Genomic DNA, 12,473 nt, shown 5'->3' with positions numbered 1-12,473 from the left:
AACAGAAGTAGCGATTACAAGCGGAGAACAGGCGTCATGTTGGAAAATTGCCGAAATGCCAGGGAGCGCTGGGGTGGCGTCAGCGAACTGATTGATCGCTGGCTCAAAGATCGTCAGGAGCTTCTGGTTCATTACTGCGACCTGTCCGGAGAAAGTGATTTCTCGCAGACCGAGGCGCTGAAAGAGAAATTTGTACGCCTGTGTGAAGTGCTGGTGGATTATGTTTCTACCGGCCATTTCGAAATCTATGAGCAGCTGGTCCGCGAGGCCAGAGAGTTTAACGATGGTGGCCTGGAGTTGGCTGCAAAGGTTTATCCCAGAATAGAGACGACCACAGAGGTGGCCCTTAATTTCAACGACCGTCTGGACGGTCGTGAGTTGTCAGAAGAGGACATCAAGGCGCTGTTCGAAGAGTTGTCGAAGCTGGGAGAAACTCTGGAGACACGGTTTGAGATGGAGGATTTCCTGATCGAGCATCTCCATAACGCCCACGCCGGTAAAGTGGCCTCTGTCTGATAAACGCATGAAATAAAAAAGCCCCAGCCGGCAATGCCGGCTGGGGCTTTTTTCTGCATCAACCTCAGGATTCCGGGTTGATCTCCAGAAGCTCGACATCAAATACCAGCGTTTCGTTCGGGCCGATGGCACGGTTTCCACCGGGTCCGTAAGCCAGCTCGGACGGAATGTAGAGCTTGTAGCGGGCGCCAGCGCTCATCAGCTGAAGACCTTCGGTCCAGCCCGGAATGACCTGGTTCAGGGCAAAGGTTACCGGTTCGCCACGCTCCCGGGAGCTGTCGAAGACTTCACCAGACAGCAGTTCACCGGTGTAGTGCACCTGAACGGTATCGGTGGCTTCCGGTTTTTCGCCATCACCCTGTTCAAGTACCTCATACTGGAGGCCGGACTCGGTTGTTTCCACGCCCTCGCGCTCAGCATTTTCCGCCAGGAAGGCTTTGCCTGCGTCGAGGTTTTTCTGGGCCAGTTCTTCCATCTGCTTGCCTTGCTCTTCCTGCAACTGCTGCTGGTAAGACATCAGGGCTTGCTGGATTTCCTCGCGACTCATGCGCTTGGCTTCGTCATCGCCGGCGTGGCCATGCTGGATGCCCTGGAGGAACTGATCCATCTGCAGGTTGGGCAGATCATTGCCCATACGCTCTCCCAGTACCAGACCCATGCCGTAGCTGACCTTCTGGTCGGTTGAGTCCAGATCGGGTTGTTCAGGCGCTTCGGGGGGCGTGGAGCAGCCAGCGACCAGGCCGGTCACTGCCAAAGCAAGGAACATCTTCTTCATTGCATCATCCTTTAACGTCGGTACCCGGGGCAAAGCCCCGCATTGTGTTTGTCAGAGTGGAAACGGTAACGGGTTCCGTCATCAGATGCCACTGAACATGTGTTAAGAAAGCGGACGTGTCAGCCTAACTGCCGTTGGTTCCGGCGGATGGCGGCCCCAGAGAGAACGGAGCATTATAAGGTGATTGCCAATCGGTCTCCGGTTCCTGGGGCTGGATACGAGGGAATGACTTGTCGCGACGTTCGATAGCAAGAGTATTCCAGCGGCCCTGCTCAGGAGGCTGGTCGGCATAATGCCAGTTGCCATCGGTATCCTGCCATTTGAACACTATTTCGGGTCCATCGGTTGGAATCGGCGAGGGGACCAACCCTTCGAATGCGGGAATGTCCGGTTGTTCCTCTTCGGCCACCGGTTCAGAGACCTGTTCCGGATCGTTCAGACCGAAGAAAATAAGAAGTAACAGCAAGCCGAGGGCTGGAAACGAGAGCCGTATTAGCCATTTCATCATCATGGCTGGCGGTCTCCCGTGGAAAAGTGGGCCAGAGTGTTAACCAGTGTATTCAACAGCGGGCTGGCACAGTCATCCACGGAGGATGTCGGGGCAGCGGCCATCAGATTTGTGATAATCAGCTCTTTGCGTACCTGCATTTCAGCGTGTTCCGGGTTGTCAGTCATAAGCGTTCGCCAGCTCAGGGCCAGTTCGATCTGTTCGGCTTCAAGTTCGAGGCCAGCGATGCCGGTACGGAGCTTTTGGCAGTTGTCGGTGTTGCCCGGCAGCGATTTTCTTGCGCTGCGTAGCGCAACGGTTACACGGTCGCGCCACTCTGTTACCGTAGCGCCTTCGATCCCGGTGAAGACTCTGCCAGAGAGCGCCAGCCAGGCCGCGCATAGAATCCGCGTCACGCTCCAGCCCTGATTCTGAAGCGCCAGGCAGGCACCCTGAACGTCAGGAAGTTTCCAGAATACCAATGCAAAGCGCCAGAGTGGGTTCTCCAGTTCCAGATCTGCCGGCAATTGCAGCGGCGGAATCGAAAAATCCGGGATGGTAGCCGAGCAGATCGACATAGGCGCCGTGCCTTCCCTGAACACTTTAAGTTGATAAAATGAAAACATGCTAACGATAACCGATCTCAGTTTACAACGGGGCGGCGTCTGGTTGCTAGAATCCGTCAACCTTACTGTCCAGCCTGGCCAGCGAGTTGCTATCGTCGGTGCCAATGGTGCCGGCAAGTCCAGTCTGTTTCAGCTTTTTTTGGGACAGCTGGCGTCAGAGCAGGGAACTGTCTCTTTACCTGGTGGTTGTCGTATCGCTCATATGGCACAGGAAGTGGAAGCCACAGAGCGCAGCGCCCGGGACTTTGTACTCGATGGTGATCTTGATCTGCGCCGGCTGGAACGTGAGCTTGCCAGAGCAGAATCTGACGGGGACGATCACGCGGTAGCCCGCATACATGGCGAGCTGGATGTGCATGAGGCCTGGTCTGCGGCCCGTCGCGCCGAGGCGCTTCTGAGAGGACTGGGCTTCGCTGACCCAGACGCGGACCGGCCGGTGTCCGCATTTTCCGGGGGATGGCGGATCCGCCTGAACCTGGCCCAGGCCCTGATGCGGCCTTCCGATCTGTTGCTTCTGGATGAGCCAACCAACCACCTGGATCTGGATGCCTGTCTGTGGCTCGAAAACTGGTTACGACGGTATCGGGGGACACTGCTGTTTATCTCTCACGATCGTGATTTTATGGATCGGGTTGCCACTCATGTGGTGCATTTCGATCGGCAAAAACTGGAGCTTTATACGGGTAATTACTCAGCCTTCGAGGGTCAGCGCAGCGAACGGTTGGCCCAGCAGCAGGCTGGTTTCGAACGCCAGCAGGCCCAGATTGCGGAAATTCAGCGCTTTATTGATCGCTTCAAGGCCAAGGCGACCAAAGCCAGGCAGGCCCAGAGCCGGGTCAAGGCGCTGGAGCGTATGGAGCGTATTGCGCCGGCTCATATTGATTCGCCGTTTAACTTTGAGTTTCCGGTGGCGGAGAAAGTCTCCAATCCTCTGCTTTCAATCCGAAATGGTCAGGCCGGACACGGTGACACCACCATTCTGAAGGGTATTAATATTACCTTGTTGCCTGGCAGCAGGATTGGCCTTTTGGGGCCTAACGGAGCGGGCAAGTCCACGTTAATGGATGCGCTTCGGGGCGAGGGCACACTTCTGTCCGGAGACCGCACTAGCGGTGAGAATCTGGCTATCGGTTATTTCGCCCAGCACCAGCTGGAATCCCTCGATCTGGATGCCAGTCCCTTTCTGCACCTGCAGAGACTGTCGCCCAGAGCTTCAGAGCAGAGTATCCGGAACTTTCTCGGTGGTTTTGATTTCCATGGCGATGAGGCTCTGAGTGCCATCCGATCGTTCTCCGGTGGCGAAAAGGCCCGGGTAGCGCTGGCGGTTATTGCATGGCAAAAACCGAACCTGCTTTTGCTGGATGAGCCCACTAACCATCTGGATCTGGAAATGCGCCAGGCTCTGACTATGGCGCTACAGAATTTTGACGGTGCCATTGTGGTGGTCTCCCATGATCGACACCTGTTGCGGAACACGGTGGACGAATTCTGGCTGGTCAATGATGGTAGGGTGACGGAATACCAGGGGGACCTGGAAGACTACGAGCGTTGGCTCGCGGACCGCCGAAAAGATGAAACCGAAGCGCCGAAACGAGTGCCAGACGGGCAGCAGGCTCCACAAGAGAGCACCGAAGCGGTTGGTGAAAGTGCGGAGGACCGTAAAATCCGCAAACGGGCGGAGGCTGCGCTTCGCCAGAAAATCAGCCCCTACCGCAAGAAACAGGCTGCCCTGGAGAAGGATATGGACCAGCTCCAGCAGACACTGTCGGCTCTGGAGGAGCAACTGTCGGACACAAGTCTGTATGACGATAATAACAAGGTGCGTCTGAAAGAACTTCTGGGCGAGCAGGCCGCTGCGACGGCCCGCCTGGAAGAAGTGGAGGCGCAGTGGCTGGACGTCAGCGAAGAAGTCGAATCCCTGGAAGAAGGGTTGGCCGGCTGATTGCGGTCAGCCGCCGGTCAGTTCGAGAATCAAATCCTGTTTGGCCAGATAATCCCGCTCGTTTTCAAGATCGGCCAGAGTCAGTGGCCTGTCATCCAGCCAGCCCGGTGGGAACTCGATCACCAGCGTGTCGGGGCGTGCAGACAGAGTGAATGTTGGGGGTTGCTCCATATTGCGCGGGTGTTGAATCAAAACGGCCAGCCTCACCAGTACGCAGAGGTAGCGGAGTCTTGCAATGTCTTCCGTGGGCAGTCCCTCGAAAATCGCTGAGGAAAATTTGCGCCGATGGCCCCGTACCAGGGTGGCAAGGTCTCGCTGGAACTGTTGGGTGAAACCGGGCAGGTCCGAGTAACGTAGCAGGTAGGCCCCGTGTTTATGATACTGGCTGTGGGAAATGGTCAGGCCGATTTCATGCAGGCGGCAGGCCCAGCGCAGGACCTCTTCGTCTGCGGGTGTGTTGAGACCCCAGGAATTGGCAACCTGTTCCCAGGCGGCAATAGCTGTTGCCTCGACTGCCGCACCATGTTCCTGATCGACGTGATAGCGCTCCTGCAGGGCGGAAATGGTGCGTTCCCGCACATCCTCATGCTGTATCCGACCGACAATGTCGTAGAGAAGCCCTTCCCGCAAGGCGCCGTCTGCGAACGACATCTCCTGAATGCCCAGGGACCGGAAGGCCCCCATCAGAATGGCGAAGCCGGCCGGGAAAATGCTCTGGCGGTCCGAGCGTACGCCCAGGTCGCCGAGTTTCTCCGTTTTGCCCATGTCCACCAGGCGCTTACGAAGTTCCTGCATGGCCGCGAGGGTGATAGTGCCATCGGTGATTTTCAGGGAGGCGAGGACACTGGCGATAGCCTTGATAGACCCTGACGAGCCCACGGCGCTCTGCCAGCCTGCAGAACGATAGCGCTGCCGGATGTTCTGCAATTCTTGCTCTGCGTGGGTTACCGCATTGTCCATTTGCCGACGGCTTATTTTGCCATCGGGGAAGTAGCGATTCCGGAAGGACACGCAGCCCATGTGCAGACTTTCCAGTGCCTGGGGCTCAAACCGCTGTCCGATGATGAACTCTGTGCTGCCTCCGCCGATGTCGATGACCAGCCGCCGACCGAGGTCGTCGGACAGAGTATGGGACACACCGAGGTAAATCAGGCGGGCTTCTTCGCGGCCGGCAATAATCTCTACGGGGTATCCCAGAACCTCTTCTGCTCGCGTCATGAACTGATGGGCATTGCGGGCCACCCGAAGCGCGTTGGTGCCGACAATCTGCACCGCTTCCGGGGGCATCCCCTTGAGCCGCTGCGCGAACCGGCCCAGACAAGCCAGAGCGCGCTCCTGAGCGTCGTCGGTCAGGCGGTTGTGCTGATCCAGACCGGCGCCGAGCTGGACCTTTTCACCCATTTTCTCAAGGGTACGGATCTCTCCATGAACCAGTCGGGCAACCACCATGTGGAAGCTGTTCGAGCCCATGTCTATCGCTGCGAGTACCTCGGGCGAGGAGGCGGTGTTTCCGGCGGTGGATGCGGCCGTCACGTAGTCGGAATCCTTTTGGTGTGAACGTGCGAGTTACTATAAGCGAAATCCCTCAGACCTGTCAGTAACCGGAGAGCCCGGTATTGGACCGGAGCAACACCTGACTCATTTCAAGGTGGTGGATCTACCGCTTCACATCGGACTGATCAATCGCGTAAAGTATGCGTTACCGTGATTTGGGTGAAAGGTTGTCTGCAAACCACGGCAGCCTTCAGCGACAGTCAACAGCACCTGTGCCCGGTATCGTAATAGTTTACGGAAATGCCGTCGCGTAGCAGCAGTGCATGAATCAGGAAAACGTAATGAGCGGAAATATCGTAAATGTAACCGACGCTTCTTTTGAGCAGGACGTACTGCAGTCCGATGTCCCCGTATTGGTGGACTACTGGGCTGAGTGGTGTGGCCCCTGCAAAATGATTGCGCCGGTGCTTGAAGAGATTGCCGATGAATACGACGGCAAACTGAAAGTCTGCAAGCTCAACATTGACGAAAACGAGCAGACACCGCCGAAGTTCAACATCCGTGGTATTCCCACGCTGATGCTGTTCAAGAACGGCAACGTGGATGCTACCAAGGTCGGCGCCCTGTCCAAGTCTCAGCTGGCGGCTTTCCTGGACAGCAATCTCTGATCGCTGTCTGATCGCCAGAAGCCGCCCCTGAACGAAGGTTTACGGGCGGTTTTTTTATGGTTGTTCAGTCCCAGCCCTGGGATCGTTCCAGATCGGCCTCTTTTTGCTCCACCCAGTGCTCTCTGTCGGCAGTAATCTCTTTCTTCCAGAACGGCGCCGAGGTCTTCAGGGCGTCCATGATGAACTCGCAGGCGGCAAAGGCGTCCCCGCGATGGGCGCTGCACACCCCTACGAACACAATCTGATCGCACAGCGCCAGTCGTCCTACCCGGTGAATGACCCGGGCCTTGCGAACGTCCCAGCGTTCCGAGGCCTCATCAATCAGCCCCTGGATTACCTGCTCAGTCATTCCGGGGTAGTGCTCCAGGTAAAGCCCCGTTACACCTTGCAGGTCGCCGTTGTCGCGCACCAGACCGGTAAACGTCGCAATGGCACCCGTGCCGGCGCCGCTGTCACGCAGAGCGGTGTATTCAGCGCCAGGATCAAAGTCTCCATGCTGAACTGAAATCATTTCACCCTCCGGTTACCGGCGGAAAAAAAGCCAATTCATCGCCTGCGGTTACCGCCGAGCCCGGTTTCGCCATGGCCTGATTGATCGCGATCATCACCGGCTGGTCACCCTGTAGCTGACCCCAGGGGCCGCCCCGGGCTGCCAGCTCCGTGAGCACATCGCCCGCAGTCAGGCCTGGCCTGGCGTCGACGGCCAGATGTTCTGTTTTCAGTTCTTCGCGCAGCCTGGCAAAGAAACGTACGGTAATCGTGTTATCACTCATGGTCAGCTCAACAGTTCCGCAAACGAATAGTAGGTTAGCAGGTCGCCGGGGCTTACCGTGGTATTTTCGGGCACCACTGCCAGACCGTCTGCCCAACAGGTCGAGCTCAGGATGCCGGAACTCTGGTTGGGGTAGGCGGCAACCACCGGTTCTGATCCTCGGATTTCTTTTCGGGCCCGGACAAACTCCCGGCGCACTGACGTCGAAGAAACGGAAAAGTTTGCAGGTATGCGCTCTCCGAGAAGAACTCTATCGCTACGTCCCTGGCGTTTTCGTAGGTAGGGCATGCCCACCACCAGAAACGTGACCAGCACAGACCCCGGGTTACCGGGTAAACCCAGTACCGGTGTGCCGCCGATGGCACCAAAAGCCACGGGCTTCCCGGGTTTGATGGCCATGCGCCAGAGCGACAGGCTGCCGGATTCCTCCAGCACCGCACGCACGTGGTCTTCTTCACCCACAGACACGCCGCCGCTGGTGATGATCAGATCGGCGCATTCGGCCGCACGCATCAGCGTTTGGCGGGTCGCTTCACGTTTGTCCCTTAGCGTCTCGCACAGGACAACCTCGCAGCCGGCCTGGGTGAGCAATCCTATCAGGGTAAAGCGGTTGCTGTTATAGATCTGTCCCGGCCCGAGGGGCAGTCCGGGGTCTACCAGCTCGTCGCCAGTGGAGAGAATGGCGACTTTCAGTCGCGCCAGGACCGCCACCCGGGCAATGCCCATGGACGCCAGCAGTCCCATCTCATTAGGACGCACCTGTGTGCCTTTGGACAGCGCAAGGTCGCCCGTCGCCAGATCCTGGCCCCGGCGACGAATATTCTGCCCCGTGGTCACCCCTGCCTGGACAAGTATGCCGGCGTCGGTCACTTCAACCCGTTCCTGCATTACCACCGAGTCTGCGCCTTCGGGAATCTCGGAGCCGGTGAAAATGCGGGCGGCGGTGCCCGGTGCCAGCGCCTGCGGAGCTTCTCCGGCGGGAATTCGTGCCGAGACTGGTATCGCCTGCTCGCCATGCAGATCCTGTTTGCGCAGGGCGTAACCGTCCACTGAGCTGTTGTCTGCCGGTGGAACGTCAGCCGGAACATAGTGGTTCTCGGCCAACACCCGGCCCAGGGCGTCGGCGAGGGCGACAGTTTCAGTTCTGGTTACCTCTGGCGCTTCCGACAGCAGGTGTTCCAGGGCCGCTTCCAGTGGGGTGAGGTTTGGGTTAGCCATCAATTCTGAACTCCGATCGGGATGTCTTCTCGTCTCAGCGCTTGGCGCGCTGTCCAATGACCTCATTGAGTCGCTGCATCGGCTTCTCGGGTTTGCGCAAGACCAGCGCCGAAAAATTGCATGGTGTATGCCGACTGTCCAACTGGCTGAGCAGGATGCCGTTCCAGCCCGTGCGGCAGGCACCGGTCGAACCAGGCAGGCAGAAAATAACCGTATGGTTCGCCATTCCTGCGAGTGCTCTTGACTGCACTGTTGATGATCCGATTTCAGCGGCGGACTGGCGACGGAACTCCTCGCCAAAACCTTCAATGGTTTTATCCAGCAGAGGCGTTATTGCCTCCGGGGTGCTGTCTCGTTCCAGCAGGCCGGTGCCGCCGGTGATGATTACCACATGCACGCCCGGGTCCGCGATCCAGTTGGATACCAACGCCCGCACCAGATAGACATCGTCCGGCAGGATTCGGCGGGCGACCATGTGGTGCCCGGCCTCAATCACGCTGTCTTCAAGAAACTGCCCGGAGGTGTCCTGCTCCGGGCCTCGTGTGTCGGAAACGGTCAGTAGGGCAACATTAAGGGGCGTCAGTTCGGTGCTGGGTACACTGCTCATGGAAAGTGCTCCGGATTTATTGAAAAGTTCCTGTACGTCAGTATCGCTATCGCGGGCTTTTATTGGAAGGGAGTAACCCATCAGGGGGAGGCCCGGGGTGGGCCGGTAGCGGCCCGCTTGTGTATGAAATTGGCGTTAATTTGTTCAGTGGGCTTGACATTCGCCAGTCAGGTGGCCGATGATCGCTCTTGCCCGGCGAACGGTTGTTCCCACTCTCTGGCCTCAGTACCTTTATTCCGGACTCCATCTACACCGGTTGCTCCAACAGGCCAGCACCAAGTTCAGCGTTTATTCGATCAATACGTTCAGGGGCACCCCTGTCATTTTAATATTCGTTTACTTCCATTCCTGAAAATCCAACAAACTATGAATCTTACTGAACTCAAGCAGAAATCCGTGCCCGAATTGCTCGATATTGCGCAAGAGATGGGCCTCGATAACCTGGCTCGTTCGCGCAAACAGGATGTGATCTTCACCATTCTGAAGAAGCATGCAAAAAGCGGCGAAGACATTTACGGCGATGGCGTACTGGAAATTCTGCAGGACGGCTTCGGCTTTCTCCGTTCCGCTGATGCCTCCTACCTGGCGGGTCCCGACGATATTTACGTCTCTCCCAGCCAGATTCGTCGCTTTAACTTGCGCACTGGCGATACGGTTGCCGGCAAGATCCGCCCGCCAAAAGACGGCGAGCGCTATTTTGCCTTGTTGAAGGTCAGCGAGATCAATTTCGACAAGCCGGATAACGCCCGAAACAAGATTCTCTTCGAGAACCTTACGCCGCTGTTCCCGGATGAGCGTCTGCAGCTGGAGGCCGGCAACGGCAGTACCGAGGATCTCTCGTCCCGGGTACTGGATCTGGTGGCTCCGATTGGCAAGGGGCAGCGCGGCCTGATCGTGTCTCCGCCCAAAGCGGGTAAAACGCTGCTGATGCAGAGCATCGCCCAGTCGATCACCCGCAACAATCCAGAGTGCCACGTGATGGTGCTGCTGATTGACGAGCGACCTGAGGAAGTGACAGAGATGCAGCGCACCGTGCGCGGCGAGGTCATTGCTTCGACGTTTGACGAGCCGCCGGCCCGCCACGTTCAGGTAGCCGAGATGGTGATCGAAAAGGCAAAGCGCCTGGTCGAGCACAAGAAAGACGTGATTATCCTGCTGGATTCCATCACTCGTCTGGCCCGGGCCTACAACACGGTCATTCCGTCTTCCGGTAAGGTTCTCACCGGTGGTGTCGATGCTCACGCCCTGGAAAAGCCGAAACGCTTCTTCGGTGCGGCCCGAAATGTGGAAGAAGGTGGAAGCCTGACCATCCTGGCGACAGCACTGGTAAACACCGGATCCAAGATGGACGAGGTGATTTACGAGGAGTTCAAGGGTACCGGCAACATGGAGATCCATCTGGATCGCAAGATTGCCGAGAAGCGGACCTATCCCGCCATCAACATCCGCAGTTCGGGCACTCGCCGTGAAGACCTGCTTATGACTGAGGCGGATATTCAACGGGTCTGGATTCTGCGCAAGCTCCTGCACTCTATGGACGATGATACAGCGGCCATCGAGTTCCTGCTGGATAAGCTCAAAGACACCAAGACCAACGACGAGTTCTTCCAGTCAATGAAGCGTCGCTGATTCCTTCCTGATAAGGGCGCCTCTGGTTGCGGGGCAGGCAGAGCCGGGGATAAGCTCCCCGGCACGCCGAGAACCCATCCATGGGGGCTCAGCATTGCCATCCCCGGCTTCGCCATTCATGCCAAGTGCGCGCATCTGAAGGGTTCAGGGAGAGTGCGTCGCTTTCCTTTTTCTGGTCTGCTAGAGCAGTCCAGCGACCACCGATCTCCGTAGTACTGGCATATCGAAACGGAGCAACCGATGAAATACAACGACCTGCGAGACTTCATTGACCAGTTGGAGAAACAGGGTGAGCTGAAGCGCATCACCGTTGAAGTTGACCCTCATCTGGAAATGACCGAGATCTGCGACCGCACCTTGCGGGCAGGCGGCCCTGCGTTGTTGTTTGAAAATCCCAAAGGCTATGACATGCCGGTACTGGCCAATCTGTTCGGGACACCGAAACGGGTAGCGTTGGGTATGGGGCAGGATGATGTCAATGCGCTTCGGGATATCGGTAAGCTGCTGGCGTTTCTCAAGGAACCGGATCCCCCCAAGGGCTTCCGTGACGCCATCGAGAAGTTGCCCCTGTTCCGCCAGGTGATGCGGATGAGCCCCAAGGTGCTGCGTTCTGCGCCCTGTCAGGATGTGGTGATCGAGAAGGATCAGGTGGATCTGTACCAGATTCCGGTCCAGCATTGCTGGCCGGGAGATGCCGGGCCACTGGTCACCTGGCCTCTGGTGATTACCCGCGGACCGCATAAGGAACGTCAGAACCTCGGGATATACCGGCAACAGGTTATTGGCCGTAACCGGCTGATCATGCGCTGGCTCAGCCACCGAGGGGGTGCCCTGGACTTTCAGGAATTCCAGAAGACCAACCCGGGCAAGCCCTATCCGGTTGCAGTGGCACTGGGTGCTGATCCGGCGACGATTCTGGGGGCGGTGACACCGGTTCCTGACACACTGTCGGAGTATGCCTTCGCTGGCCTTCTGCGGGGCAGTCGGACGGAGCTGGTTTCCGCTGGTCTGAGTGATCTGCAGGTACCGGCCAGCGCTGAAATTGTTCTCGAGGGGTTTATCTACCCGGACGATACCGCTCCGGAGGGCCCGTTTGGTGATCACACCGGCTATTACAACGAAGTGGACCACTTCCCGGTGTTTACCGTTGAGCGAATCACCCATCGGAGAGATCCGATCTACCACAGCACTTACACTGGTCGCCCACCCGATGAACCTGCCATCCTCGGGTTGGCTTTGAACGAAGTATTTATCCCGATTCTTCAGAAACAGTTTCCGGAGATCGTTGATTTCTACCTGCCGCCGGAAGGTTGTTCCTACCGCCTCGCAGTCGTGACCATGAAGAAACAGTACCCCGGCCATGCCAAACGGGTGATGATGGGCGTATGGTCTTTCCTCCGGCAGTTCATGTACACGAAATTCGTGATAGTGACTGACGACGATGTGAATGCCCGCAACTGGGAAGATGTGATCTGGGCGATCACGACCCGCATGGATCCGGTCCGGGATACGACTCTGGTGGAGAATACGCCCATCGACTATCTGGACTTTGCCTCTCCCGTGTCCGGACTGGGCTCCAAGATGGGCATGGACGCCACCAACAAGTGGCCGGGGGAAACCACCCGGGAATGGGGTGAGCCCATTACCATGACAGACGAAGTGAAACAGCGGGTGGATGAGTTGTGGGACACCCTGGGCATTGAAAGTCCCGCGTCCCGCCCCGACTGATATGGGCACGG

At 57.6% G+C, this 12,473-nt stretch carries 13 protein-coding genes; 5 read left to right on the top strand and 8 right to left on the bottom strand.

Annotated features, from left to right (window positions below; genetic code table 11):
* Positions 1-36 precede the first annotated feature (36 nt).
* Positions 37-516, top strand: a complete 480-nt coding sequence (rsd, locus tag KO499_RS12965; protein WP_215984174.1) for a sigma D regulator — start codon at positions 37-39, stop codon at positions 514-516.
* A gap of 64 nt (positions 517-580) precedes the next feature.
* Here rsd and KO499_RS12960 read toward each other — a convergent pair whose 3' ends face one another.
* The 3 genes from KO499_RS12960 to KO499_RS12950 form a co-directional block, all read right to left on the bottom strand.
* Positions 581-1,291, bottom strand: a complete 711-nt coding sequence (locus KO499_RS12960; protein WP_215984173.1) for an FKBP-type peptidyl-prolyl cis-trans isomerase — start codon at positions 1,289-1,291, stop codon at positions 581-583.
* 124 nt (positions 1,292-1,415) lie between these two features.
* A complete protein-coding gene (locus tag KO499_RS12955; protein WP_215984172.1) occupies positions 1,416-1,802 on the bottom strand; it encodes a DUF4124 domain-containing protein in 387 nt (128 codons plus the stop codon).
* The gene (locus KO499_RS12950; protein ID WP_228339947.1) at positions 1,799-2,404 is read right to left on the bottom strand and encodes a TIGR02444 family protein; all 606 of its coding nucleotides are present in this window, start codon (positions 2,402-2,404) and stop codon (positions 1,799-1,801) included. Before KO499_RS12950 ends, KO499_RS12955 begins: the two co-directional genes overlap by 4 nt.
* On the opposite strand from KO499_RS12950, the gene KO499_RS12945 reads away from it, so the two are divergent.
* Positions 2,403-4,346, top strand: a complete 1,944-nt coding sequence (locus KO499_RS12945; protein WP_215984171.1) for an ATP-binding cassette domain-containing protein — start codon at positions 2,403-2,405, stop codon at positions 4,344-4,346. The two genes, KO499_RS12950 and KO499_RS12945, sit on opposite strands and share 2 nt — an antisense overlap.
* A 6-nt stretch (positions 4,347-4,352) precedes the next feature.
* Here KO499_RS12945 and ppx read toward each other — a convergent pair whose 3' ends face one another.
* Positions 4,353-5,879, bottom strand: coding sequence for an exopolyphosphatase (gene ppx, locus KO499_RS12940; RefSeq protein WP_215984170.1), 1,527 nt, complete (start codon positions 5,877-5,879; stop codon positions 4,353-4,355).
* Between the two features lie 302 nt (positions 5,880-6,181).
* On the opposite strand from ppx, the gene trxA reads away from it, so the two are divergent.
* On the top strand, positions 6,182-6,508 hold the full coding sequence (trxA, locus tag KO499_RS12935) for a thioredoxin TrxA (RefSeq protein WP_008169901.1): 327 nt from the start codon (positions 6,182-6,184) through the stop codon (positions 6,506-6,508).
* A 64-nt stretch (positions 6,509-6,572) separates the two neighbouring features.
* On the opposite strand, the gene KO499_RS12930 is transcribed toward trxA, so the two are convergent.
* Genes KO499_RS12930 through moaB form a run of 4 tightly spaced genes read right to left on the bottom strand, consistent with a single transcriptional unit; the run spans position 6,573 to position 9,105 of the window.
* Positions 6,573-7,019 carry a molybdenum cofactor biosynthesis protein MoaE gene (locus KO499_RS12930; RefSeq protein ID WP_215984169.1) on the bottom strand — a complete coding sequence of 149 codons (447 nt, stop codon included), beginning with the start codon at positions 7,017-7,019 and terminating at the stop codon, positions 6,573-6,575.
* 1 nt (position 7,020) lies between these two features.
* Positions 7,021-7,281 carry a MoaD/ThiS family protein gene (locus KO499_RS12925; protein ID WP_215984168.1) on the bottom strand — a complete coding sequence of 87 codons (261 nt, stop codon included), beginning with the start codon at positions 7,279-7,281 and terminating at the stop codon, positions 7,021-7,023.
* A gap of 2 nt (positions 7,282-7,283) precedes the next feature.
* Positions 7,284-8,498 carry a gephyrin-like molybdotransferase Glp gene (gene glp, locus KO499_RS12920; protein ID WP_215984167.1) on the bottom strand — a complete coding sequence of 405 codons (1,215 nt, stop codon included), beginning with the start codon at positions 8,496-8,498 and terminating at the stop codon, positions 7,284-7,286.
* 34 nt (positions 8,499-8,532) lie between these two features.
* Positions 8,533-9,105, bottom strand: a complete 573-nt coding sequence (gene moaB / locus KO499_RS12915; RefSeq protein ID WP_215984166.1) for a molybdenum cofactor biosynthesis protein B — start codon at positions 9,103-9,105, stop codon at positions 8,533-8,535.
* A 366-nt stretch (positions 9,106-9,471) separates the two neighbouring features.
* Here moaB and rho point away from each other — a divergent pair, with 366 nt between their 5' ends.
* Positions 9,472-10,734: a transcription termination factor Rho gene (gene rho / locus KO499_RS12910; RefSeq protein ID WP_215984165.1), complete on the top strand. Its 1,263-nt coding sequence runs from the start codon at positions 9,472-9,474 to the stop codon at positions 10,732-10,734.
* A 240-nt stretch (positions 10,735-10,974) separates the two neighbouring features.
* A complete protein-coding gene (ubiD, locus tag KO499_RS12905; protein WP_215984164.1) occupies positions 10,975-12,462 on the top strand; it encodes a 4-hydroxy-3-polyprenylbenzoate decarboxylase in 1,488 nt (495 codons plus the stop codon).
* The last annotated feature ends 11 nt before the right edge of the window (positions 12,463-12,473 follow it).

Source organism: Marinobacter sp. F3R08, from assembly GCF_018860425.1.
Lineage (GTDB): Bacteria > Pseudomonadota > Gammaproteobacteria > Pseudomonadales > Oleiphilaceae > Marinobacter.
This window is presented reverse-complemented; position numbering and strand designations above follow the sequence as displayed.

Bases quoted from the DNA above. Each gene is read 5' to 3' on its own strand.
- rsd (WP_215984174.1), top strand. From the start codon at position 37: ATGTTGGAAAATTGCCGAAATGCCAGGGAGCGCTGGGGTGGCGTCAGC.
- KO499_RS12960 (WP_215984173.1), bottom strand. From the start codon at position 1,291: ATGAAGAAGATGTTCCTTGCTTTGGCAGTGACCGGCCTGGTCGCTGGC.
- KO499_RS12955 (WP_215984172.1), bottom strand. From the start codon at position 1,802: ATGATGATGAAATGGCTAATACGGCTCTCGTTTCCAGCCCTCGGCTTG.
- KO499_RS12945 (WP_215984171.1), top strand. From the start codon at position 2,403: ATGCTAACGATAACCGATCTCAGTTTACAACGGGGCGGCGTCTGGTTG.
- KO499_RS12950 (WP_228339947.1), bottom strand. From the start codon at position 2,404: ATGTTTTCATTTTATCAACTTAAAGTGTTCAGGGAAGGCACGGCGCCT.
- trxA (WP_008169901.1), top strand. From the start codon at position 6,182: ATGAGCGGAAATATCGTAAATGTAACCGACGCTTCTTTTGAGCAGGAC.
- KO499_RS12930 (WP_215984169.1), bottom strand. From the start codon at position 7,019: ATGATTTCAGTTCAGCATGGAGACTTTGATCCTGGCGCTGAATACACC.
- KO499_RS12925 (WP_215984168.1), bottom strand. From the start codon at position 7,281: ATGAGTGATAACACGATTACCGTACGTTTCTTTGCCAGGCTGCGCGAA.
- glp (WP_215984167.1), bottom strand. From the start codon at position 8,498: ATGGCTAACCCAAACCTCACCCCACTGGAAGCGGCCCTGGAACACCTG.
- moaB (WP_215984166.1), bottom strand. From the start codon at position 9,105: ATGAGCAGTGTACCCAGCACCGAACTGACGCCCCTTAATGTTGCCCTA.
- rho (WP_215984165.1), top strand. From the start codon at position 9,472: ATGAATCTTACTGAACTCAAGCAGAAATCCGTGCCCGAATTGCTCGAT.
- ubiD (WP_215984164.1), top strand. From the start codon at position 10,975: ATGAAATACAACGACCTGCGAGACTTCATTGACCAGTTGGAGAAACAG.